The sequence below is a fragment of the Caballeronia choica genome, assembly GCF_001544535.1.
Taxonomy (GTDB): Bacteria; Pseudomonadota; Gammaproteobacteria; order Burkholderiales; family Burkholderiaceae; genus Caballeronia; species Caballeronia choica.
Genome location: NZ_FCON02000564.1, coordinates 1 through 762, shown reverse-complemented (window position 1 = coordinate 762; position 762 = coordinate 1). Strand labels below are relative to the sequence as shown.

1 protein-coding gene is annotated in these 762 nt (G+C 62.5%); it reads left to right on the top strand.

Annotated features, from left to right (window positions below; translation table 11 throughout):
* Positions 1-370: 370 nt before the first annotated feature.
* On the top strand, positions 371-762 hold a 392-nt coding region (locus tag AWB68_RS51835; RefSeq protein WP_510183582.1), incomplete at its 3' end, for a cupredoxin domain-containing protein.

Genomic DNA, 762 nt, shown 5'->3' with positions numbered 1-762 from the left:
AGGCGTTCTCACATGTCGCGCTGGTCAATGCGGGCATGGCCATGACTGCGGGACGCCGCGTGGCTCCCGATGATGAGCGTTCGGCCCGTAGCGCTGCCGAGCCTGTCAAATGATCAACGCTATTCGCGCAGCGCCGCGCGGGCGCGTCAGGTACCTAGACCTTAAGGTTCTCGCCGCGATATTCGCGGCGCACGGGTTCCGCACAGCATCGGCAGCCGAAGTCGCTGCGCCGCTGAATTACTTCCTTCATGCGGCAGGACCGGCGGCGACGCCGACCCTTAGGCTGGGTTGGATATTCGCAGCGATCTGTGTTGCCGTGTGTCTGATCATTGCGGTGCTGCTGAGCGTCGCGATCCTGAGGCGCCGACCAATGCCGCTTCTCGTCGACCCTGGCGCGTTGGCAGCGACCGGCGGCGGATCGAACTGGATTTACGTGGGCGCTGGGGTATCCACGGTCGTATTGGTCGCAATGCTCGTCTACGCATTGATGACGCTCGAAAGTGTCGCCCGTCCCAATGATGCACCTTCGCTGACTATCACCGTCACCGCGTACGACTGGTGGTGGAAGATCGCTTACACGGATTCCGCCGATCCGGCCCAACGCTTTGTCACGGCGAACGAGATGCACATTCCCGCCGGTGAACCGGTCAAGGTCGAGCTCAAAAGCGCGGACGTCATCCACGCGTTCTGGGTGCCGGTCCTCGCCGGCAAGACGCAGACGATCCCCGGTCAAACGAATGAACAATGGATCGAGGCGGATCG